Source organism: Pseudonocardia humida (assembly GCF_023898865.1).
GTDB lineage: Bacteria > Actinomycetota > Actinomycetes > Mycobacteriales > Pseudonocardiaceae > Pseudonocardia > Pseudonocardia humida.
Genome location: NZ_JAGSOV010000023.1, coordinates 38,616 through 59,735, shown reverse-complemented (window position 1 = coordinate 59,735; position 21,120 = coordinate 38,616). Strand labels below are relative to the sequence as shown.

Here is a 21,120-nt window from a genome sequence, read left to right as displayed (position 1 = left end):
GGAGCGGTCGGGTCAGCCGCAGAGCGCGGTGTCCAGCGCGGCGTCGACGTGCCGCGCCGCGTCCAGCGAACCCGGCAGGGCGGTGACGGTCAGCGCGGCCGCGCGGCCCTCGGCGGTGACGGCGTTGGCGGTCTGGTAGCCCAGCGCCGTGCCGCCGTGGGTCCACGCGGTCCCACCGCAGCTCAGCGAGAAGGTCGCCAGGCCGAGCCCGTACCGCGCGTCGCCGGAGGCGTCGAACTCGGGGGCGTCGACGGTGCGCTGCATCTGCTCCAGCTCGGCGGGCTCCAGCAGCTCACCCCCGACCAGCGCGGTCATGAACCGGTTGACGTCGGACGGGGTGCTGATCAGCGCGCCGGCCGCCCAGGCCGCCGTGACGTCCTGCTCGGTGAAGTCGACCGGCGGGGCGCTCGGGTCGAGCGCGACGTAGCCGTGCGGGTGCGGGCCGCGGATGGTGCGGTCGTCGGCGGCGGGCCAGTAGGTGTGCTCCAGCCCGATGCGGTCGATCACCCGCTCGGTGATCTCGTCGCCGACCGGGTTGCCGGTGACCTCCTCGACGAGCAGGCCGGCCAGCACGTAGTTGGTGTTGCCGTAGGCCCAGCCGGTGCCCGGGGCGAACAGCGCCGGGGTGGACAGGCCCAGCTCGACCAGCTCCCGCGGCTCGTGGTGGCCGTCGCGCAGCGCGAGCAGGCCGTCGGCGGCCAGCTTGTCGTCGTAGTCGGCCAGGCCGCTGGTGTGCTGCAGCAGCTGGCGCACGGTGATCACGCGGCCGTCGATCCCCTCGCCGCGGACCAGGCCGGGCAGGTAGGTCTCGATCGGCGCGTCCAGGTCGACCAGCCCCTCCTGCACGAGCTGCAGGACGACGACCGCGGTGAACATCTTGGTGTTGCTGGCGATGCGCACCCGCCCGTCGACGGGCACCTCCTCGCCGGTGGCCAGGTCACCGACCCCGGCCGTGTAGTGCCGGGTGTGCCCGTCGGCGTCCCGCACGGCGGCGAGCGCGCCGGGGAACCCGTCGTCGCGGACCAGGCCGTCCAGGCCCCGCTGGACCGCGTCCGGGGTGGCCTGGACGGCGGCGGCGGCGTTCGCGGGCGGGGCGCCGAACTCCGCGGACGCGGCCAGCGCGGTGCCGCCGCCGAGGACCGCGAGCGCCGCCAGCACCGACACCACCCGGCGCGGGGTGAACGAGGACGGGCCGGCGGTGCCGGGGGAGTGGTCGGTGCGGTCGGACATGGGAGCTGCTCCTGCGGGTCGGCGTTCTCGGACCCGCAAAGCCTCTCCGGGACCGGGGTGAAGATCGATCCCTCCAGCTGCCCACCCCGGGTACAGCAGGCGCTACCCGCCGGCTCGGGTCAGCCGGTCTCCACCGGGAGCGCGGGGTCCGCTGTCCACTCCGAGAGCGACCCGTCGTAGACCGCGACCTCCGCCCCGCTGACCAGGAACGCCGCGAACGCCGGCACGGTGGCGGCGATGCCGCCGCCGCAGTAGGCCACCGCGCGCTGCCCGTCGAGGATCCCGGCCGCCTGCAGCTTCTCCGCCAGCGCGGGCAGGTCCAGGAACCGGCCGGTCGCCGGGTCGAGCAGCGTGTCGCGGGGCAGGTTGCGGCTGCCGGGGATGCGCCCGCGGCGGGAGTAGGGCGACGTCTCGGACTCGCCGCGGAAGGTGGCCGGGTCCAGCGCGTTGACCAGGACGCCGGTCCCGGAGCCGAGCCGGCGGACCTCGTCGGTGGTGGCGACGAGGTCCGAGCGCAGGCGCGGGGTGAACGTCGCGGCCGGGACGGCCACCTCCCCGGACTCGACCGGGTGGCCCGCGGCCTTCCACGCCCCCAGGCCGCCGTCGAGCACGGAGACCCCGTCGTGGCCGAAGGTCCGCAGCAGCCACCACAGGCGGGTGGCCCAGGCGCTGCCGCCGGTGTCGTAGGCGACGACGTGGGTGCGGTCGCCGATGCCCAGCTCCGCGGCGGCCGCGGCGAACCGCGACGGGGAGGGCAGGGTGAAGGCGAACCGGGCGTCGGGGTCGGAGAACGCGCCGGGGATGTCGGCGAACACCGCGCCGGGCACGTGCTCGGCCAGGTAGCCGTCGCGGGCGGGTGTCGCGGTGTACGGCTCGCCCTCCCCGGCCAGGGCGAGGCGGGTGGAGGCGTCGACGACCCGGACGTCGTCGGGCGCGCCGTCGAGCAGCGCGGCGAGCTCGTCGGCCGTGACCAGCGGGGGCGGGGTGGGGGACATGGGCCGGACGCTAGGCCGGTCCCCTCGTCGTCGACAAGGGACGAGGGGCGACGGGGACGGCGTGAGTGCGCTCACCGGTGGTGGTGCCCGCGGGCCGCGCCGGGCCTACGGTGCTCCGGTGATCACCTCGCAGCCGACCGACGGCCGTGCCACGCCGGTGCGCTTCGGCGCGGTCGAGGCGGGCGGCACCAAGTTCGTGTGCCTGCTCGGCTCGTCGCCGGCCGACATCACCGCCTCGACGCGGATCCCGACGCGCGACCCGGCCTCGACCCTGGCCGAGGTGATCGCGTTCTTCGCCGCCGAGCCGGCGCCCGCCGCGATCGGCGTCGGGTCGTTCGGGCCCGTGGAGCTGCGCCGCGACCACCCGCAGTACGGCTTCATCACCGCCAGCCCGAAGCCGGGATGGCGCGACGTCGACGTGGTCGGCGCGCTGCGCGGGGCGCTGGGCGTGCCGGTCGGCCTGCACACCGACGTGGCGGGCGCGGCGCTGGGGGAGGGCCGCTGGGGGGCGGCGCGCGGGCTGGACACCTACGTCTACATGACCGTCGGCACCGGCGTCGGCGCCGCCGCGGTGGTCGACGGGCGCCTGCCCACGGGTCTCGGGCACCCCGAGATGGGCCACATGAGCGTGCCCCGCCAGCCCGGCGACGACTTCCCCGGGCGGTGCCCCTTCCACGGCGACTGCCTGGAGGGGATGGCGGCCGGCCCGGCCGTCGCCGCCCGGTTCGGCCGCCCCGGCGAGCAGCTCGACGGCGACGACCTGCGGCGCGCGGTGGAGTGGGAGGCCGGCTACCTGGCCGAGGCCGTCCGCACCGTCGTCTACGCGCTGGCCCCGCAGCGGGTGGTGATCGGCGGCAGCGTGCCGCAGCTGCCCGGGTTGTTCCCGCGGCTGCGCTCGCGGCTGGGCGAGGTCATGGCGGGCTACGGGGCGCTGCCCGAGCACGGCGCCGACGACTTCGTCGTCCCGGCGGGCCTGGGCGGGATGGCCGGACCGGCCGGTGCGCTGCTGCTGGCCGAGCTCGCGCTCGCGGAGGCGCCCACGGCCTGAGCCCCGGCGGTGGCGGGTGCGGAGTTCGGGTGCCTCTTCGCAGACTCTCCGTGCTCCTCGCACGTGCTGTGGCCGCTGCGAGGAGCGCGCTGCCTCTGCGAAGACGCTCGCGGGCTCGCCGCAGCCACCGCACTAGGCTGCCGTGGTGGTCGCGAGGAGTCGCAAGGCGCGGATCGGGGCGCGCCGCCGCAAGCGGATGGCCGCGGTCACCCACGACCTGACCGACGAGCAGTGGGCGGCCCTGCGCGCGGCCTGGGGCGGGTGCGCGTACTGCGGCGCCGAGGACGGCTCGCCGCAGCGCGACTGCGTCCTGCCCGTCTCGCGCGGGGGCCGCTACACCGTGGACAACGTGGTGCCGGCGTGCCGGTCGTGCAACGCCAGCAAGTGCAATGCCGAGGTCACCGGGTGGCTGCGGCGCAAGCGGCTCGACGAGCGGGCGTTCCTGGAGCGCCACGGGCAGATCCTGGCCGGGTTCGCCGAGCGGTAGCGGCGGTCAGTCGTCGGGGTCGTCCATGTCCCGGAGCTGCGCCTTGAGGGCTTCCAGGTCCCAGCGCATGTGCCCGGAGGGCAGTCGCAGCGTCGGCCTCAGCTTGCCGTCGCTGACGTACTTGCTGAGGGTCTTCGGGTGGATCCCCAGCGCGCGTGCCGCCTCCGAGGTCGTCATCAACGGGGTCGGGCGCGGCATGTCGATCACGTTAGTACCTGGTCACACCCGCAATGACCTGCAACAAGGTGCTCATTGCTAACCCCTGCGAACTACGTATGTACGCTGCGAATCACCCAAATCCGCTCAGATTGACTACCGTCTGTCCGTTTTCTCGGCTACGCTAGGTACCCGCAGGAACACGGCGGGCTCGACCGGTGCGGGAACACCGGCCGAGCCCTTGATCCCGCCCTGAACTGGAGGGCAAGACCCATGACCGAACCTACCGAACCGTCCCGGCCGGACTCCGGAGCGATCTTCCGAGCGTTCGCGGCGCTGCTCTCCGGGGACCCGCCGACCTGGCGCAGGCTCATCCAGGAGCACGTCCCGACCGAGTCCGGCCACTGCGCCGCACCGCTGTGCGGGCGCCCCGGCTACGGAACCCCCGACTACGTCCCGCACCCGTGCGGGGCCCGGGCCGTCGCCGACGCGGCCCGCGAGCTGCACCGGTGACGCCGGACTGACGGGGCGGCGTGCGCCCTCAGTCGGTGGACCGGCCCGGCTGGAACACCGGCATCGTCGGCACGGGTGGCACCGCGCGCCGCTGCACCGCGGGCTCGGGGTCGGCGAAGCGGAGCGCCTCCGGCAGCGCGGGCACCGCGGGCGCCTGCTGGTCGGGGGAGGGCGTGGGGGCCGGGATCACGGCAGTCGGCAGCGGCGCCGCGGCCGGCACGGCGACCGGTGGAGTCGCAGCCGGGGGAGCGGCCGGGGGTACGGCGGGCGGGGCGACCGCGCGTGCGCCGGGGATGCGGCACTGGTCGGTGAGGTCGTAGAGCCGGCCGGTGGCCAGGACCTCGAACCTCATCGCGTGCAGGCGGGCGGCGATGTGCGGCGGGGCCTCGACGACCAGGCCGTCGTGCTCACCCCCGCTGAAGCGCACGATCTCGACACGGTCGTTCACGGTCACCCCCCGACCGTAGGACGTCGGAGCGCCGAGCGGGACGGACATACGGCAGCCGTCGGCGAACCGGGCATGAGTGCCTCGTCACATCGGAGGCACCGGGGGAAACGCCGGCGCCCTCAGCCGCGACGCAGCACGCGCAGCGAGCCGGTCACCGAGGTCTCGGTGAAGCCGCCCTCGTCGAGGGCGGCGCGGTAGATGCGGTAGGGGGCCTGGCCGCCGTCGGCCGGGTCGGGGAACACGTCGTGGATGACCAGCGTGCCGCCGGCGCGGACCAGCGGCGCCCACCCGCGGTAGTCGGCCTGGGCGGCCTCGTCGGTGTGGCCGCCGTCGACGAACAGGAAGTCGATCGGGTGGCGCCACCACCGGGCGACCGTGGCCGACCGGCCCACCACCGGGGTCACGACGTCCTCCAGCTCCGCGTCGGCCAGCGTCCGGCGCAGCACGGGCAGCGTGTCCAGCCGACCGGTGCCGTCGACCAGCTCGGGGTCGTGGTACTCCCAGCCGACCTGGTGCTCCTCGGAGCCGCGGTGGTGGTCGACGGTGATCACGTGGCCGCCGGTGGCCGCGGCGGCGTGGCCCAGGTAGACCGTCGACTTGCCGCAGTAGGTCCCGATCTCGACGGCCAGCCCGCCACCGGCCGCGGCCAGCGCGTCGACGGCGGCCGCGTGCAGGGCCAGGCCCTCCTCGACCGGCATGAAGCCGCGCACGCCCTCGGCGACGGCGGCGAGCCGCGCCGGGAACTCGCGGGTCAGCGGGATGTCGGGCACCGGCACGTCCCTTCCAGCGTCGGGCTCATCGTGCCCGGTGGCAGCCCCTCGCCGCGGAACAGGCCGTTGCCCGCGGTGGTGCGCGACAGCGCGTCCGCCGCGAGCACGACCGTGGCCGCGGTCCAGGTGCTGCGCTCCACCGGCCAGCGGGCGCGGTCGGGGTAGACCAGGCCGGTCCAGTAGGAGCCGTCCGGGTCGCGCAGGTGCTGCATCGCGGCGAACTGCGCGTGCGCCTCGGCGGTGAGCCCGGCGGCGTCGAGGGCGAGCACGTACTCGCAGGTCTCCGCGCCGGTCACCCAGGGCCGGTCGGCGACGCAGCGGATGCCCAGCCCGTCGACGACGAACTCGGCGCGGTGCGCGGCCAGCCGGGCCCGGGCGACCGGGACGGGCAGCGCCCCGCCGAGGACCGGGTAGTACCAGTCCATGGAGTAGCGCGACTTGTCGGCGTAGCGCTCGGGGTGCCCGTCGAGGGAGTGGCGGACCCCGTCGGCGGCCAGCTCCAGCTCCGGCACGGCCTCGCCGACGACCTCGGCGAGCCCGATCGCGCAGCGCAGGCTGAGGTGGATGCTGGCGTTGCCGGTGAGCAGGGCCTCGCGGCGGATGCTGCCGTCGACGTCGCGGGCCCACCAGACCTGCCCGCCCGGGGCCCGCAGGCCGAGCACGACGTCGATGCCGCGGCGCACGGTCGGCCACATCCGCTCCACGAAGCCGCGGTCGCCGAAGACCCGCCAGTGGTGCCAGACGCCGGTGGCCGGGTAGGCGCAGAAGTTGGCGTCGGTGTACTCGTCGACGACCGCGTCGCCGCGGTACTCGGCCGCCCACGAGCCGTCCGGGCGCTGCGCGGTGCGCGTCCACTCGAACGCCGCGTCGGCCTGCTCGCGCAGCCCCGTCGCGCTGAGGGCCATGGCGGCCTGCACGTGGTCCCACGGGTCGGTGCGCCCGCCGGTGAACCACGGCAGCGCCCCCGACGGCTGCTGGACCGCCGCGATCGCGGCCGCGGTCCGCCGGCACCGCTGCTCGCTGAACACCCCGCCGACGCTGGGCAACCGGCTCACGGGGCCGCCGCCGGGAGGACCGGCTTGACGAAGTACAGCGCCACGCTCTTGCCGATCACCGGGTCGAGCGCGCGTTCCAGGCCACGGGTGAGCGCCGGGGCCTTCATCATGTCCCAGACCAGCAGCTTGTGGTACGCCTCGACGAGCGGGTGCGACTCCCGCTCGGTGCCCACCGCGCACTTGAGCCACCAGTACGGGGAGTGCAGGGCGTGCGCGTGGTGGCGGTGGGTCAGCCGCACGCCCGCCGCCTGCACCTTCCCGACGAGCTCGCGTGCCCGGTAGATGCGGACGTGGCCGCCCTCGTTGGCGTGGTAGGAGTCCGACAGCGCCCAGCAGATCCGCTCGGGCAGCCAGCGCGGCACCGTGACGCCGAGGGTGCCGCCCGGGGCGAGCACCCGCACCAGCTCCGCGATGGCCCGCTCGTCCTGCGGGACGTGCTCGAGGATCTCCGAGGCCAGCACGCAGTCGAACCAGTCGTCGGGGTAGGGCAGGGCGAGGGCGTCGCCGACCTGCACGCGGCCCTCGCCGCCGGGCGGGACCTCGCCCGCGGCCTCCAGCGCGGCGAACCACTCGGCGACCTGGTCGAGCTCGGCGGCGTCCTGGTCGAACGCCACGACATCGGCGCCGCGGCGCAGCGCCTCGAACGAGTGCCGCCCGGCGCCGGCGCCGACGTCGATGAAGCGGGTGCGCCGTCCGACGCGCAGGCGGTCGAAGTCGACGGTCAGCACGGACGCCGCCCCGTCGCGGCGATGGCCTCGCGGTAGGCGGCCTCGGTGGCCCGGGCCACGGCGGTCCAGCTGAAGCGCTCGGTCGCCCGGGCCCGCCCGGCCGCGCCGAGGCGCTCGCGCTCGGCGGTCGAGCCGAGCACCCGCGACAGCGCCGCGGTCAGCGCCTCGATGTCGCCCGGGGGCACGAGCAGCCCGGCGCCGCCGTCGGGGCCGACGACCTCGGGCAGCGCCCCGGTCCGGCTGGCGACCACCGGCGTGCCGCAGGCCATCGCCTCCACCGTGGGCAGCGAGAACCCCTCGTACCGCGAGGGCACGCACATGACCTCGGCCGAGGCCAGCAGGGCGGCCAGCTCGGCGTCGGTGACGCCGCTGCGCACGTGCACGCAGTCGCCCAGGCCGAGCGCGGCGATCCGGCGCTCGGTCGGGCCGTCCGGGGTCAGGGTGCTGACCAGCTGCAGCTCGACGTCGCGGTCGGCGCGCAGCTTGGCCACCGCGTCGAGCAGGTGGTCGACGCCCTTGAGCGGGTGGTCGGCGCTGGCCACCGCCACGATCCGGCCCGGGACCCGCGGCCCGGCCGGGCGGAACAGCTCGACGTCCACGCCCAGCGGGACGACCCGGATCCGGGCGGGGTCGACCCGGAAGTCGTGGACGGTGTCGGCGGCCGCGGCCTCGGACACGCCGACGATCACCGGCAGCCTGCGGGCCACGCGCGCCTGCATCGGCACGAACCCGTACCACCGCCGCAGCGGCAGCTTCTTGCGCCGGGGCGCGGCGGCCACCGCGATCCGGCGGTCGCGGCTGATCGGGTGGTGGATGGTGGCCGCGACCGGGATGCCGCGCCGGTGCAGGGCCAGCAGCCCGTAGCCGAGGGACTGGTTGTCGTGCACGACGTCGAAGTCGCCCGCCCGCTCGCGCATCAGCCGGGCCATGCGCGCGCTGAAGGCCAGCGGCTCGGCGAAGCAGCCCGTCGCCGTGGTGAGGTACTCCAGCACGTCGGCCGCCGAGCCCAGCTCGCGCAGCGGGGGCAGGCGGGGGGCGTCGGGCCGGCCGAAGACGTCCAGGCTCGGCACGCGCGTCAACCGGACGCGGGGATCGAGGCCGTCGGGGTAGGGCGGGCCGGAGAACACCTCGACCTCGTGGCCGAGCTCGGCCAGGCCGCGGCTGAGCTGCCGCACGTACACGCCTTGGCCGCCGGAGTGGTTCTTGCTGCGGTAGGACAGCAACGCGATGCGCACGAAGGTCGGACTCCCGCCAGCGGCCGTGATACTGAAATTCAGTTCTAGTACCACCGCAGAACCTACCAGCAGGTAATCGGCTGTCAAGATCCTCGGCGGTGACGTGCGACCCTGGTCCGGCGGATCCGGTGCACGCGCGGTGACCGTGGCGCGAGCCGTGCCGACTACGTCGCCGCGGCGGCGCGGACGGCGTCGTCGAGCCGCGTCCACGCCTCGCCGAGCGCGCCGTCGGGCAGGTGGGAGTGCTCCCGCTCGTGGAGCAGGCCGAAGGTGAAGCCGTTGGCGCCCTCGCCGTGGGCCTGGGCGCCCAGCTCGCGCAGCACCGGCAGCGCGACGATCGCGTCCTGGTGGTCGCCGAGCAGCTCCTGGACGTCCTTGGTGCGGCTGATCAGGGTGCGGGCCCGCTTGCCGAGGACGGGTTCGGCGGCCTCGGTGGCGTAGCGCAGGCGCTTGGCGGCCTTGCGGGCCTCGTGCAGCTCGACGTCGCGCTCCGGGCCGAGGGGGAGCCCCTCCGCGGTCCGGACGTGGTCGGCGACGCGGCGGTGGTTGCGCCGGATGAGCCTGCCGAGGTGCTCACGCGCGGGCTCGGCCGCGGCGCGGGTCAGCGGTGGGTCGGCCAGCAGGGTGTCGACGGCCGCGAGCAGGGCCAGGTAGCGCTCGCCGTCCAGGGCGGCGACCAGCTCGTCGTGGGCGGCGGCGCGGCGGCCGGTGAAGTAGCGCGTCAGGTGGGCGCGCACCGGGCCGAGGACGAGCTCGTCGGGCACCCCGTCGAGCGCGTCGGTGATCCGCGCCTCGAGGACCTCCAGGTCGCGGGCCGCACCGAGCACGGCGGCCAGCCACTTGAGCTCCCCGGCCAGCTCGCGCGTCCGGTCGCGGTCGACGACCCGGCCGTAGGCATGCAGGACGCTGCGCATGCGCCGGGTGGCCACGCGCATCTGGTGCACGGCGTCGGGCAGCTCGCGGCGCACGGCCGGGTCGCGGGTGCGGATCGCGGTGCCCTGCTCGTGCAGGTAGGCCAGGGCGACCTCGCCCAGGGTCGACCGGCCGCGCAGGCGGGGCGGGCGCGCGGCGGCCGGGATGCGCCCGCCCAGCACGCGGGCGAGCTTGGACGGGGCCTTCGAGCGGCGCACCCCCGCCTCGCGCAGCCGCCGTTCGAGCTGGTCGAGCAGCGCCGCGTCGCCGTGCTCGGCCAGCTCGACCTCGGCCTCGCGCCACGTGGACGACTCGATGGTGTCGCCGAGCGCGCGGGCGGTGACCCGGTCGTCGACGACCTCGACCAGGTCGCGGCCCTCGTCGTCGGTGAGCCGCCACTGCCGGCGGACCGTGGTGAGCTCGGCGACGGCCAGCAGCTCCCGGCCGCGGGTGAAGGCCCGGGCCAGCGCGACGAGCTGGGCGGGGGGGGTCGGGTTGGTCCGGCGGGCCTCGCCGCGGGTGAAGCCGACCCGGATCTCGTCGCGGCTGTCGGGGCCGGCGGGGAGCTTGAGGTGCCAGCCGCGGTCGGCGCCCCCGCGGCGGCGGCGCAGCGTGATCCCGGCGGCGGCCAGGTCGAGCCCGGCGGTGTCGAAGTAGACCGCCTCCAGGAGGTGTTCCTCAGGCTCGGTGGTGCGGTGCACGCCGGGGACGTCGGACCAGTCGGGGAGCTGGGCGCCCTCGTCGAGCTCGTACTTCCGTTCGGTCTCGCGCATAGTGGTCACCACCGGTCCTGCGTACCCGATCCCGCCCGGTGTCCGCCAGGTCGACGGCGGACGAACACGCCCGCCGCGCGCGGGTGGGCGCCGGCCCGCCAGGTGGGACGGCCCGTTGCCGGGGCCGCCCGCGGCGGGCACGGTGCGCTCACGGGATCGGGCGGGCCGGCGGCGTCGCCGGGGCGGGGGTGGTCGGGTGGGCGACGAGCTGCGGCACCTGGTCGACGAGGCGGCGATCAAGCGGGTGCACGTCCGGTACTGCCGGGCCGTCGACCGGATGGACTGGGACCTGCTGCGGTCCTGCTACCACCCCGGCGCCGTGGACGACCACGGCTCGTTCCGGGGCGGGGTGGAGGAGTTCGTCGGCCGGCTCGCCGAGCTGCTGCCCCTGCTCGCCTCGACCACGCACTTCATCGGCAACCAACTGGTGGAGATCGACGGCGACCGGGCCTGGATGGAGTCCTACACCCGCGCCTACCACCGGATCCCGGCCTCGGCGGGCGCACCGGCCGGCGACTACGTCCTCAACCTGCGCTACGTCGACCGGCTGGAGAGGCGCGGGGGCGAGTGGCGCATCGTCGACCGGGTCGTGGTGCACGACTCCGAGCGGACCGACCCGGTGGCGGGCGGGCGGGACGGCGTCGCCGAGGGCTGGCAGGTGGGGGCCCGGGACCGCACCGACCCGTCGTACCGGCGGGCGTCGCCGTGAGCTGACCCGCCGCGGCCGTCGACACCGGCCGGGTCGCCGCGTACGCTCGTTATTGGGCGGGTGCCCAAGGCGAACGACCAGGAGTGTGGGATGGCGACGACGGCGGAGAAGGGCGAGCAGGTGCGCCACCGGTTGCGCCGCGCGGCGGTCGAGTTGATCGCCGAACGCGGCTGGCGGGCGGTGACGACCCGCGCGGTGGCCGAGCGGGCGGGCGTGGGGCAGGGTCTGGTGCACTACCACTTCACCTCCGTCGAGGCGCTGCTGCGGGAGGCGGCGCTGGGCCTGATGCGCGCCGTCGTCGAGCAGGCCGCCGAGCCGATGGACCGGGCCGCCGGCGCCGACGAGGGGATGCGGCTGCTGCTCGGGGCGCTGGACGCGCACACCGGCACCGACCCGGCGTCGCTGGTGTTCCTGGAGACCTACCTCGCCGCCGGGCGGGACGCCGCGCTCGGCGGCGAGGTCAGGGGCATCGTCGTCGCGTTCCGGGAGCGGACGACCCGGTGGCTCGAGCGGTGCGGCACGGCCGAGCCCGAGCGCACGGCGGCCGTGCTGGCCGCCGCGGTCGACGGGCTGCTGCTGCACCGGGGGCTGGACCCGTCGCTGACCGGCGGGTCCGCCCGCCCCGTGCTGGAGCGCCTGCTGGGAGGACGGCGATGAAGGTCGTGGTGTGCGGGGCCGGGATCGCGGGGTTGGCCGCCGCCGGTCGGTTCGCCGCCCGCGGCGACGAGGTGGTCGTGCTGGAGCGTGCCCCCGGCCCGCGGCCGCAGGGATATATGATCGACTTCTTCGGGCCGGGCCACCAGGCCGCCGCGGCGACGGGCCTGCTGCCGCTGCTGCGGGAGCGCGGCTACCAGGTCCGGGAGGTGGCCTACCTCGACGCCGCGGGACGGCGTCGCGCCGGGCTGCCGTTCGCCCGGTTCGCCGCCTCCCGGGGCGGCGACCTGATCAGCATCATGCGCCCCGACCTGGAGGCCGCCCTCGCCGAGCACCTGCCCGACCGGGTCGACCTGCGCTACGGCGCCACCGTCGTCACCGTCGACGACGACGAGGACGGCGCCCGCGTCGTGCTCGACGACGGCGCGGCCGTCGAGGCCGACCTGGTCGTCGGCGCCGACGGCACCCGCTCGGTCGTGCGCCGTCAGGTCGTCGGACCCGACCGGGGGGTCGTGCGCCGCCTCGGGTTCCACACCGCGGCCTTCACCGTCGACGAGCCGCGGGTCCACGCCGCGCTGCGCGGGCGGTTCTGCGTCACCGACACCGCGAACCGCATGGTGGGGGCCTACGGCCTGCGCGACGGCCGGGTGGCGGTCTTCACCGTGCACCGCAGCACCGACGGGCAACCGGCCGACCCGCGCGCCGCGCTCCGCGCCGAGTACGGCGGGCTGGGCTGGGTCGTCCCGCGGGTGCTCGAGCTCTGCCCGCCGGGGGAGCGGGTGTACTACGACGAGGTCGTCCAGGTCGAGGCGGCGCGCTGGCGGGGTCGGCGGGTCGTCCTGGTCGGCGACGCGGCGCACGCCGTCTCGCTGCTGGCCGGCCAGGGCGCCTCGCTGGCCGTGGCCGGCGCCTCCGTGCTGGCGGACCGGCTCGACGCGACGCGGTCGGTGGCCGACGGGCTGGCCGAGTACGAGGCCAGGTGGCGCCCGGTGGTGACCGCGGTCCAGCGGTCCGCGCGGCGCGGGATGCGCTGGTTCCTGCCGGAGACTCCCGGGCAGCTGCTGGTCCGGCGGATGGCGCTGCGACTGGCCGTGCTGCCCGTGGTGAACCGCGTGGTGGTCGGCGTCGCCGCGGGCTCCCCGGTCGACCTCGACGCGGTACTGGCCGATCGGACGGCGAGCGCGACGGGGGTCCGCACGTAGGCTCGGGCGGTGATGCGGCGCCGCACCCGCCCCGAGGTCGTGCTCGAGTCCACCGCGGCGTGGGTCAGCGTCGGCGCCGCCTTCGTCTCCATGGCCGCGGTGTTCGGGGTGGCCTACAGCTTCGGGGCGTTCTTCGCGCCGATGGCCGAGGAGTTCGGCACCGGCAGCGGGGCCACCTCGCTCGTCTTCTCGATCACCGCCTGCTGCTGGTTCCTGCTCGGCTCGGTCAGCGGCCGGGCGGTCGACCGGTTCGGGCCGCGTCCGGTGCTGCTCGTCGGGGCCGCCGCCATGGCGGTCGGGCTGCTGGTGACCTCCGCGGCCCAGCAGCTGTGGGTCGGCTACCTGGCCTACGGCCTCGGCGTCGGGATCGCCGTCGCCTGCGGCTACGTGCCGATGGTCGCGGTCGTCAGCGCGTGGTTCGACCGGCGCAGGGCGCTGGCCGTCGGCATCGCCGTGGCCGGCATCGGGGTGGGCACGCTGGCCGGGGCGCCGCTCGCGGCCGCCCTGATCGCCGAGCACGGGTGGCGGTGGGCCCACGTCGTGCTCGGCGTCGGTGGGGCGTCGCTGCTGGTGGTCGTGGCGTTCGTGGTGCGCAGGCCGCCGGAGCCGGTGGGGGAGCAGCCGCGGGCGCTGCGCGAGGTGGTGCGCACCGCGGAGTTCCGCTCGATGTACGCCGCCACGCTGCTGGGCTCGGTCGCGCTGTTCATCGCCCTGGTCTTCCTGCCGGCGTCGGCGATGGCGGCCGGGATCGCGCCGGTCGCGGCGGCCGCGCTGATCGGCGTGGTCGGGGTGGCGAGCGTGGTGGGGCGCCTGGTCATCGGGGCGCTGGCCGACCGGGCCGGGCGCGTGCGCACCTTCCAGGCCTGCTTCGCCGTCCTGGGGGCCAGCTTCGCGATCTGGCTGGCCGGCGCGTCCTGGCCGGGACTGCTGGCGTTCGCGATCGTGCTGGGCTCGGGCTACGGCGGCTGGATCGCGCTGCAGCCGACGGTGCTCGCGGAGCTGTTCGGCGTGCGGGGCCTGGGCGGGCTGGTGGGCCTGGTCTACACCGGCGCCGGGATCGGCGCGTTCATCGGACCGCCGCTGGCCGGCGTGCTGGTGGACGCCACCGGCGGGTACCGGTGGGCGATCGCGGCCGCGGGCGCGTGCGGGCTGGCCGCGTTCCTGGCGCTGCTGCCGCTGCCGTCCCCGCGGAAGGGCATGACGCCCCCGACGGGCTGACGACCGCCACGCGTGCGGGATCCTGGTGGCGTGGAGGGGGACGAGCGGGAGATCGCGGCACGCTCCGCCGAGGTCCGGGCCGACGTGGGGTCGTGGCCGACCGGTCGGCTCCTGTCGGTGGCGGCGCGGGTCCTGGAGCGCCGGTTCGACGAGGCGCTGGCCGGGCACGGGCTGACCCACGCAGGCCTGATCGCCCTGCACCACCTCGTGGCGGGCCCGCTGGCCCAGCGCCCGCTGGCCGCGCAGTGCCGGGTCGCCGAGCAGACGATGAGCCGCACGATCGACCGCCTGGCCCGCGCAGGCTACGTCAGCAGGCGACCCGACGAGCTGGACCGCAGGCGGGTCGTCATCGAGCTCACCGAGCCCGGTGCGGGCGTGCTCGCCGCGCTGCGGCGCGCGGAGCGCGAGTCCGAGGCGCTGCTGGGGTCGCTGGCCGACTACGAGCACTTCCGCGAGCAGCTGATCGGGCTGGTCGTCGCGCTGGAGCGGGCGGAACCGGAGCAAATTGCTCAGCAGGCTGAGTAAAAGTACCCTGCGCGCGTGCCGAACCGACGTGCCGCGCCCCCCGTCCTCGTGTGGGGCGTGCTGCTCTGCGCCCTGCTGACCGGGGCGGTGTGGTGGGCGGGCCAGGCGCTGTCCGTGGCGCTGCTCCCCGACCAGGGCGCGTCCTGGTACTACTGGCAGCTGCCCGAGCCGACCGCGTGGACGCGGGCCTCGGCGTGGCTGGGCTACGCCGCCCACCAGGTGGTGTCCTGGGGTCTCATCCACTACGCCCAGACCCGCGTGCGCCGCTACACCGACGGCCTGCACCCGGTGAACGTGGTCGCGCTGGCCGCCAACGCCGGCTTCGTGCTCCTGCACGGGGTGCAGACCCAGGTGTTCTACGACGGCCTCGCCCAGGACGTGTCGATCTTCAGCTCGCAGGGCTCGGTGGTGCTGCTGCTGGTGGTCGTGCTGCTGATGGAGAACCGCAGGCGGGGCCTGATCCTGGGGCGCCCGGCCCCGCTGGGGGCGCAGGTCGTGTCCTTCGCCCGGCGCTACCACGGGTACCTGTTCAGCTGGGCGGTCGTCTACACGTTCTGGTACCACCCCATGGAGGCCACCTCCGGGCACCTCATCGGCTTCTTCTACACGTTCCTGCTGCTCCTGCAGGGCAGCCTGTTCATGACCCGCGCGCACACGAACCGCTGGTGGACGGTGAGCCTGGAGCTGCTGGTCGCCGTGCACGGCACGCTGGTGGCGGTGATGAACTCCGGCCCGGGCGGGCAGTGGCCGATGTTCCTGTTCGGCTTCCTCGGCGTCTTCGCGCTCTCCCAGATGCACGGCCTCGGGCTCGGCCGCCCGACCCGCTGGATCTTCGCGGCGGTCTACCTCGGCGCGGTGCTGGCGGTGTACTCCGTCCGCGGGCTCACCCGCCTCGACGAGGTGGTCCGCATCCCGGCGATCGAGTACTTGCTGGTGGGCGTGGTGGCGCTGCTGATCTGGCTCGGGCTGCACCTCGCCCGCCTGCGCCGGACGACGGCGGCCCCGTCCGCCGCGGCGCCGCGAACCGGCCCGCTCGAGCCGGACGAGAGCCCCTCCCGTCCGTCGTAGCGGGACCCGGGGACCGCGCGCACCGCGTGGCCACCGCGCACACGTCAGGGCGTGTGCGCGGTGGGGGCTGGGTGTGCGCGGTCGTCGGCCGGGCAGCCGGCGCGGGCGTGCCGCGCGGTGTCGCCGACAAGCGTTACTTGCCAAAGCTAATACTGATACTTGACGATCGGTGGTCGAGGGCGCACACTCGGTGAGTACGCATCAGACGTACGAGCGGGGGATCGGTCATCCGATCCCAGGCCATCGCCGCGCGACGAATCCCGTCGGCGGCCCGCCCGCCGAATCGACACACCGCGCGTCCCGCGAAACCCGAGCTGGAGTCACCCCGGTTCGCCTTGACGTGTCGCGGTGTGCGCGGCGCCCCGCTACGCGGGGTGACCGGTCCGCAGGGCTCGCACCGACACCCGATCGGCTCCCCGCCTCTGCTCTCCGCCACGACACGGCAATGCCACGTGCTGACACGGGTCAGCGAAGAAGGAACCCCATGTATGGAAGAACGGCGACCACTGCTGCAGTGGCCAGCCTGATCTTCGGCTACGTCAGCACCGCGGCGTGGTCGTCCGAACCCCCACCCGAGGCGTCGGCCCCCTCGGCCGTGTCGGTGCACGCCGAGCCCGCCACCGAGCGAGGAACCGATCCGTTCGCCCTGATGGTCGCGGTCGCGCCCATCGAGGTATCGACGGCGCAGACCGGTGGCCCGGTCTCCGGAGACGCCCTGGGCCTCTACGGCGGCACGAACCAGGACACCTGCGACCGGGCGGCGATGGTGGCGTTCCTGCAGGGGAACGCCGAACTCGCCACCGCGTTCGCCGGCGTCGAGGGCATCGCGACGGCCGACATCGCGACCTACGTCGCCGACCTGACCCCGGTCACGCTCCGCACCGACACCGCGGTGACCAACCACGGTTTCGCCGGCGGACGCGCCACGTCGTTCCAGGCCGTGCTGCAGGCGGGCACCGCCGTGATGGTGGACCGGTTCGGTGTGCCCCAGGTGCGCTGCTACTGCGGCAACCCGCTGGCATCACCGGCCGACCCGGGTGCGGCGATCACCTACTCGGGCAAGGTGTGGTCAGGCCTCTCGGCCGACCACGTCACCGTCATCACCCCGGCGCACGCGCCGGTCGACGAGTTCACCATCGTGACCCCGACGGACGACGCGCTGGACCGGCCGGCCGGTTCCGGCGGCGAGAAGGACACGGACTCCGACAGCGGCTACGACGGCAGCGGCCACGGCGATGGCGATGGCGATGGCGACGGCGGCCACGGCGACGGCAACGGCGGCGGCGGCGGCACTGGCGGCGGCGGAGACGGCGGCGGCGGTGACGGCACTGGCGGCGGCGGAGACGGCGGCGGCGATGGCGGCACTGGCGGCGGCGGAGACGGCGGCGGCGATGGCGGCACTGGCGGTGACGGCGGCGGCGATGGCGGCACTGGCGGCGGCGGAGACGGCGGCGGCGATGGCGGCACTGGCGGCGGCGGAGACGGCGGCGGCGATGGCGGCACTGGCGGCGGCGGCGATGGCGGCACTGGTGGCGGCGGAGACGGCGGCACCGATCCCGACGACGGCACCGACCCGGGCGACGGCACCGATCCCGGTGACGGCACCGACCCGGGCGACGGCACCGATCCCGGTGACGGCACCGACCCGGGCGACGGCACCGATCCCGGTGACGGCACCGACCCGGGCGACGGCACCGATCCCGGTGACGGTGATGGCACCGATCCTGGTGATGGCACTGACCCCGGTGACGGCACCGATCCCGGTGATGGCACTGACCCCGGTGATGGCACCGATCCCGGTGATGGCACCGATCCCGGTGATGGCACCGATCCCGGTGATGGCACCGATCCCGGTGATGGCACCGATCCCGGTGATGGCACCGATCCCGGTGATGGCACCGATCCCGGTGATGGCACTGACCCCGGTGATGGCACCGATCCCGGTGATGGCACCGATCCCGGTGATGGCACCGATCCCGGTGATGGCACCGATCCCGGTGACGGCACCGATCCCGGTGAGCCTGCATATGTCGCCTGCGTGGTGAGTGTGGGAGTCACCCAGACCGCCACGACGGTCACGGGTACGTCCGCCAACGACACCATCGACTGCACCAACGCGACCGGTGGCAAGACGATCACCGGCGGCGACGGCAACGACACCATCACCGGCACGGTCTACGACGACGACATCAGCGGGGGCGCCGGCAACGACACCCTCACCGGTGGCCCGGGAGAGGACACCATCGACCCCGGCGAGGGCGAGGACACCGTGACGCTGTCCGACCAGGCCCCGAACCCGTACTCGCCGCCGCCTGCCGCCGCGGCTCGCGTCGCGGCTCCGGTCGAGGCACCTGCTCTGGTCGAGGCTCCGGTCGAGGTTCCGGCTTCGGATGAGGTTCCGGCTTCGGATGAGGTTCCGGCTTCGGATGAGGTTCCGGCTTCGGATGAGGTTCCGGCTTCGGATGAGGTTCCGGCTTCGGATGAGGTTCCGGCTTCGGATGAGGTTCCGGCTTCGGATGAGGTTCCGGTCTCGGATGAGGTTCCGGCTTCGGATGAGGCTCCGGTCTCGGATGAGGCTCCGGTCTCGGATGAGGCTCCGGTCTCGGATGAGGCTCCGGTCTCGGATGAGGCTCCGGTCTCGGATGAGGCTCCGGTCTCGGATGAGGCTCCGGTCTCGGATGAGGCTCCGGCTTCGGATGAGGCTCCGGCTTCGGATGAGGCTCCGGCCGAATCACCGGAGTCGGCCGAGACGGTCGTCGAGATCGAGGACGACACGGCTCTCCCGATCGAGGACGAGGCGACGGTCCCGACCGAGGACGGGACGACCCCGTCCACCGAGGACCAGGAGCCCGTCTCCGCCGAGGAACTCTGACACGACTCCGGAGACACGATTCCGGACGATGACGAGGACACGGCATCGACGGAGGAGGAGACGACCGCCTCCACCGACGACGACCGGTAGGAATCGCGAACGGGTCCGCCGACCTCGACCTCGAGACGGCGGCTCCGCACGAAGCGACCCGAGCGCGGCGGCGCGGGAGCACATGCCCGCAGTGGCCCCGCCCTCCGCACCGGAGGTCGGGGCCACTGCGCTGTGCACCCGACCGGCGCGCCGACCACGCCCGGCGCGGTCGGCCGCGGCGCGATCCCGGCATCGGGGCCGGGGCGCCTCCCGGCGGCCGGTAAGCTGCCGGCGATTCGCGGGTCGGCGACATCCGGTCGGGGTGCGCCACCCCCGACCACGGACAGCGAGGCGTGGGGTGTGACGGGTCCGAGCGGCGGGGGTGGCTCCGGCCCGACACTGCGGCAGCTCATCCGCTCGCGCATGACCGAGCGCGGATGGTCCTACGCCGACCTGGAACGGGAGTCCGGGCGGGCGTTGACCCGTGGCCGGTGGCAGCAGCTGGGGTCCGCGGACGTGCAGCACAAGTTCCCGAACCCGGAGTCGTTGACGGTCATCGCGCAGGTGCTGCAGATCGACGTCACCTCGGTCGTCCTCGCCGCGGCCCGGGCGGTCGGCCTGCCCGTGACCGCGCAGGCGGGCGATTTCGCGAACCAGCTTCCCGCGGGCACGGAGCGGCTGTCCGACCCGATGCGCGAGGCCATCCTGGGGCTGATCCGCGCCGCGGTCGCCGGGACGGCCGCGGGTCCCGTTCACGAGGAGGTCGGCGGCGTGACCCTGGAATGGCCGAAGGAATCCGCGCCGTCCCGGCAGGACCCGGACGGCCCAGCCGCCCGCCGAGAAGCTGACGTGTAGTCACCTTCCCGCCGTGCGCCCGACTCGATCAGGCGGTGTTCGACCGGGAGTGGAACATCCGCGACGCGTGGAGCGGTACAGATCGTGTACCGCTTCGCCCCGGTCACCGGCTCTCGGTGACCGGTCCTGTCGCAGAGTGCTGCACGTCGCGCGGACCTCGGCGGCCCCGGTTCCGCGCGCATCCCGACCGGAAGGAAGCGCGCGGTGCCATCGCGGAACCCGATCGCCGCTCTCCCCGGCGCGGCCGTCACCGGTGCGACGACCAGCGCCGACGTGCGGGCGCTCATCGCCGGCCTGGGGAGCGCGATCCACGTCGTGTTCACCCCGATGCCGGACGTGGTCGCCCGACTGGACACCACCGGGCCGGTGAAGGTGCTCTACCTGGACCGCGACAGCCCGCCCGAGGACCACCGCTGGGCGCTGTGGGAGGTGCTCCGGTTCCTCGCGCTGGGCCTCGCCGCGACGGACGCCGCCGTTCCGGCGCCGCGGCTACGCCTGGTCCGCGACTGACCCCGCGGCCCACGACGTGCTCGACCACCGCGAGCCTGATCACCCGCCGGGCACGTCATCCGCGGGCTGATCGTGCACGAGGGGGACCGGGCGCGCGGGCGGCGCCGATGGCCGCGAGCAGGCCGGGGGTGACGAAGGTGCGGAAGTGCTCGACGACGCGCTCGCGCGGGACGTCGGGACTGCGCAGCCACCACCGGGCGAGCTCCTCGGCGGCGCCGACGACGACCCGGGCCGCGGCGGCGCGCACCGCCGGGTCGGTGAGCTCGGGCGCGTGCACGGCGATCAGCGCCGCGACCCGGTCGACCGTGCCGTCGCGCAGGTCGGCCAGCCGCTCGCCCAGCGGTCCCGAGCCCGTGGTCAGCAGCAGCGCGCAGCGGCGGGGATCTCGCTGCAGGCGGGCGAAGAACAGCTCGGCGCCCTGCCCGAGCAGGGCGGGTACGTCGGCGTCCGCCGCCCCGGCCGTCGCGGTGGCCAGCGCCTGCTCGAACTCCCGGCGGGCGCGCCGCACGCAGGCGACGAACAGGCCGTCCTTGTCGCCGTGGTGCTCGTAGACGACGGGCCGGGTGACGCCGGCGGCGCGGGCGACGTCCTCGATGGAGGTGCCATCGTAGCCGTGGCGGACGAAGAGCTTCTCGGCGATGTCGAGGAGCTGCCGCTCGCGCACGGCGCGCGGCACCCGCCCGCTGAGGCGGCCGTCCAGCCGGGCCGGCTCCGCGCTGCTCACCCCGCCGTCCTCGGGCGGGCGGGCGGTGGCTGGGCCCCGCGGCTCAGCGGGTGCCGTACTCGAGCACCTCGACCGTCGTCGCCTGGGCCTCCGGCGCCTGGCCTGCCACCGCGGCCACGGTGAACACCCCGGCCACCCCGATGGCGACGCCGAGGGCGACCGCGGTGACGGCACTGATCAGCAGACTGCCCCGGGCGGGCGCGGCGTTCATGGCGGTGCTCCATCTCGTCGGGTGGCGGCAGGGCGGCGGTACGCGGCGCGCGACGAATGCCGGTGGTTTCCGAAAGCCATTCTACAACGGATTCCCTGGAAGCGGAACGGAAGCGAGGAGAACGAGGTTCCGAATGTCGGAGCCCGATTGCGCTGCCGCGTTCCGGTGAGTGGGATGAGGGCTATTGGCGGC

Annotated in this window: 23 protein-coding genes; 12 read left to right on the top strand and 11 right to left on the bottom strand. The window is 75.2% G+C overall.

Annotated elements, in window-relative coordinates:
* Window positions 1-12: 12 nt before the first annotated feature.
* Entirely contained in the window at window positions 13-1,230 is a 1,218-nt protein-coding gene (locus KDL28_RS10930) for a serine hydrolase domain-containing protein (protein WP_252437409.1), read from the bottom strand.
* 119 nt (window positions 1,231-1,349) lie between these two features.
* The gene (locus KDL28_RS10925; RefSeq protein WP_252437408.1) at window positions 1,350-2,225 is read right to left on the bottom strand and encodes a sulfurtransferase; all 876 of its coding nucleotides are present in this window, start codon (window positions 2,223-2,225) and stop codon (window positions 1,350-1,352) included.
* 118 nt (window positions 2,226-2,343) lie between these two features.
* Between KDL28_RS10925 and KDL28_RS10920 the strand changes: the two genes are divergently transcribed.
* Entirely contained in the window at window positions 2,344-3,273 is a 930-nt protein-coding gene (locus KDL28_RS10920; RefSeq protein WP_252437407.1) for an ROK family protein, read from the top strand.
* A 145-nt stretch (window positions 3,274-3,418) separates the two neighbouring features.
* The gene (locus KDL28_RS10915) at window positions 3,419-3,760 is read left to right on the top strand and encodes an HNH endonuclease (protein WP_252437406.1); all 342 of its coding nucleotides are present in this window, start codon (window positions 3,419-3,421) and stop codon (window positions 3,758-3,760) included.
* Between the two features lie 6 nt (window positions 3,761-3,766).
* On the opposite strand, the gene KDL28_RS10910 is transcribed toward KDL28_RS10915, so the two are convergent.
* Entirely contained in the window at window positions 3,767-3,958 is a 192-nt protein-coding gene (locus tag KDL28_RS10910) for a helix-turn-helix domain-containing protein (protein ID WP_252437404.1), read from the bottom strand.
* A 231-nt stretch (window positions 3,959-4,189) separates the two neighbouring features.
* On the opposite strand from KDL28_RS10910, the gene KDL28_RS10905 reads away from it, so the two are divergent.
* Complete coding sequence (locus KDL28_RS10905) at window positions 4,190-4,429, top strand: hypothetical protein (protein WP_252437402.1); 240 nt, start codon at window positions 4,190-4,192, stop codon at window positions 4,427-4,429.
* 28 nt (window positions 4,430-4,457) lie between these two features.
* Here the strand turns inward: KDL28_RS10905 and KDL28_RS10900 are convergent, their stop codons facing one another.
* The 6 genes from KDL28_RS10900 to KDL28_RS10875 all read right to left on the bottom strand — a co-directional run bounded on the left by KDL28_RS10900 (window position 4,458) and on the right by KDL28_RS10875 (window position 10,350).
* Window positions 4,458-4,883, bottom strand: a complete 426-nt coding sequence (locus KDL28_RS10900) for a hypothetical protein (RefSeq protein WP_252437401.1) — start codon at window positions 4,881-4,883, stop codon at window positions 4,458-4,460.
* Between the two features lie 113 nt (window positions 4,884-4,996).
* A complete protein-coding gene (locus tag KDL28_RS10895) occupies window positions 4,997-5,647 on the bottom strand; it encodes a class I SAM-dependent methyltransferase (RefSeq protein WP_252437399.1) in 651 nt (216 codons plus the stop codon).
* The gene (locus tag KDL28_RS10890) at window positions 5,629-6,702 is read right to left on the bottom strand and encodes a prenyltransferase/squalene oxidase repeat-containing protein (RefSeq protein WP_252437398.1); all 1,074 of its coding nucleotides are present in this window, start codon (window positions 6,700-6,702) and stop codon (window positions 5,629-5,631) included. The genes KDL28_RS10895 and KDL28_RS10890 overlap by 19 nt, the downstream gene beginning before the upstream one ends.
* Window positions 6,699-7,430, bottom strand: a complete 732-nt coding sequence (locus KDL28_RS10885) for a class I SAM-dependent methyltransferase (protein ID WP_252437397.1) — start codon at window positions 7,428-7,430, stop codon at window positions 6,699-6,701. Before KDL28_RS10885 ends, KDL28_RS10890 begins: the two co-directional genes overlap by 4 nt.
* Window positions 7,424-8,665, bottom strand: a complete 1,242-nt coding sequence (locus tag KDL28_RS10880; protein WP_252437396.1) for a glycosyltransferase family 4 protein — start codon at window positions 8,663-8,665, stop codon at window positions 7,424-7,426. The genes KDL28_RS10885 and KDL28_RS10880 overlap by 7 nt, the downstream gene beginning before the upstream one ends.
* A gap of 164 nt (window positions 8,666-8,829) precedes the next feature.
* Entirely contained in the window at window positions 8,830-10,350 is a 1,521-nt protein-coding gene (locus tag KDL28_RS10875; RefSeq protein ID WP_252437394.1) for a CYTH and CHAD domain-containing protein, read from the bottom strand.
* Between the two features lie 196 nt (window positions 10,351-10,546).
* On the opposite strand from KDL28_RS10875, the gene KDL28_RS10870 reads away from it, so the two are divergent.
* From KDL28_RS10870 to KDL28_RS10830, 9 genes are all read left to right on the top strand, one after another.
* Entirely contained in the window at window positions 10,547-11,059 is a 513-nt protein-coding gene (locus KDL28_RS10870; RefSeq protein ID WP_252437392.1) for a nuclear transport factor 2 family protein, read from the top strand.
* A gap of 90 nt (window positions 11,060-11,149) precedes the next feature.
* On the top strand, window positions 11,150-11,716 hold the full coding sequence (locus KDL28_RS10865; protein ID WP_252437391.1) for a TetR/AcrR family transcriptional regulator: 567 nt from the start codon (window positions 11,150-11,152) through the stop codon (window positions 11,714-11,716).
* Entirely contained in the window at window positions 11,713-12,915 is a 1,203-nt protein-coding gene (locus KDL28_RS10860; RefSeq protein WP_252437388.1) for an FAD-dependent monooxygenase, read from the top strand. The genes KDL28_RS10865 and KDL28_RS10860 overlap by 4 nt, the downstream gene beginning before the upstream one ends.
* 12 nt (window positions 12,916-12,927) lie before the next feature.
* Window positions 12,928-14,133, top strand: a complete 1,206-nt coding sequence (locus KDL28_RS10855) for an MFS transporter (protein ID WP_252437740.1) — start codon at window positions 12,928-12,930, stop codon at window positions 14,131-14,133.
* Between the two features lie 30 nt (window positions 14,134-14,163).
* On the top strand, window positions 14,164-14,658 hold the full coding sequence (locus KDL28_RS10850; RefSeq protein ID WP_252437387.1) for a MarR family winged helix-turn-helix transcriptional regulator: 495 nt from the start codon (window positions 14,164-14,166) through the stop codon (window positions 14,656-14,658).
* Between the two features lie 15 nt (window positions 14,659-14,673).
* Window positions 14,674-15,726, top strand: a complete 1,053-nt coding sequence (locus KDL28_RS10845) for a hypothetical protein (RefSeq protein WP_252437383.1) — start codon at window positions 14,674-14,676, stop codon at window positions 15,724-15,726.
* Between the two features lie 514 nt (window positions 15,727-16,240).
* On the top strand, window positions 16,241-18,598 hold the full coding sequence (locus KDL28_RS41090; protein WP_305882196.1) for a DUF6777 domain-containing protein: 2,358 nt from the start codon (window positions 16,241-16,243) through the stop codon (window positions 18,596-18,598).
* A 453-nt stretch (window positions 18,599-19,051) separates the two neighbouring features.
* Window positions 19,052-19,483, top strand: coding sequence for a hypothetical protein (locus tag KDL28_RS10835; RefSeq protein WP_252437381.1), 432 nt, complete (start codon window positions 19,052-19,054; stop codon window positions 19,481-19,483).
* 204 nt (window positions 19,484-19,687) lie between these two features.
* Entirely contained in the window at window positions 19,688-19,993 is a 306-nt protein-coding gene (locus tag KDL28_RS10830; protein WP_252437379.1) for a hypothetical protein, read from the top strand.
* 55 nt (window positions 19,994-20,048) lie between these two features.
* On the opposite strand, the gene KDL28_RS10825 is transcribed toward KDL28_RS10830, so the two are convergent.
* Window positions 20,049-20,717, bottom strand: a complete 669-nt coding sequence (locus tag KDL28_RS10825) for a TetR/AcrR family transcriptional regulator (RefSeq protein WP_252437377.1) — start codon at window positions 20,715-20,717, stop codon at window positions 20,049-20,051.
* 43 nt (window positions 20,718-20,760) lie between these two features.
* The gene (locus tag KDL28_RS10820) at window positions 20,761-20,928 is read right to left on the bottom strand and encodes a hypothetical protein (protein WP_252437375.1); all 168 of its coding nucleotides are present in this window, start codon (window positions 20,926-20,928) and stop codon (window positions 20,761-20,763) included.
* Between the last annotated feature and the right edge of the window lie 192 nt (window positions 20,929-21,120).

Bases quoted from the DNA above. Each gene is read 5' to 3' on its own strand.
- KDL28_RS10865 (WP_252437391.1), top strand. From the start codon at position 11,150: ATGGCGACGACGGCGGAGAAGGGCGAGCAGGTGCGCCACCGGTTGCGC.
- KDL28_RS10930 (WP_252437409.1), bottom strand. From the start codon at position 1,230: ATGTCCGACCGCACCGACCACTCCCCCGGCACCGCCGGCCCGTCCTCG.
- KDL28_RS10905 (WP_252437402.1), top strand. From the start codon at position 4,190: ATGACCGAACCTACCGAACCGTCCCGGCCGGACTCCGGAGCGATCTTC.
- KDL28_RS10925 (WP_252437408.1), bottom strand. From the start codon at position 2,225: ATGTCCCCCACCCCGCCCCCGCTGGTCACGGCCGACGAGCTCGCCGCG.
- KDL28_RS10860 (WP_252437388.1), top strand. From the start codon at position 11,713: ATGAAGGTCGTGGTGTGCGGGGCCGGGATCGCGGGGTTGGCCGCCGCC.
- KDL28_RS10835 (WP_252437381.1), top strand. From the start codon at position 19,052: ATGACCGAGCGCGGATGGTCCTACGCCGACCTGGAACGGGAGTCCGGG.
- KDL28_RS10855 (WP_252437740.1), top strand. From the start codon at position 12,928: ATGCGGCGCCGCACCCGCCCCGAGGTCGTGCTCGAGTCCACCGCGGCG.
- KDL28_RS10910 (WP_252437404.1), bottom strand. From the start codon at position 3,958: ATGCCGCGCCCGACCCCGTTGATGACGACCTCGGAGGCGGCACGCGCG.
- KDL28_RS10820 (WP_252437375.1), bottom strand. From the start codon at position 20,928: ATGAACGCCGCGCCCGCCCGGGGCAGTCTGCTGATCAGTGCCGTCACC.
- KDL28_RS10875 (WP_252437394.1), bottom strand. From the start codon at position 10,350: ATGCGCGAGACCGAACGGAAGTACGAGCTCGACGAGGGCGCCCAGCTC.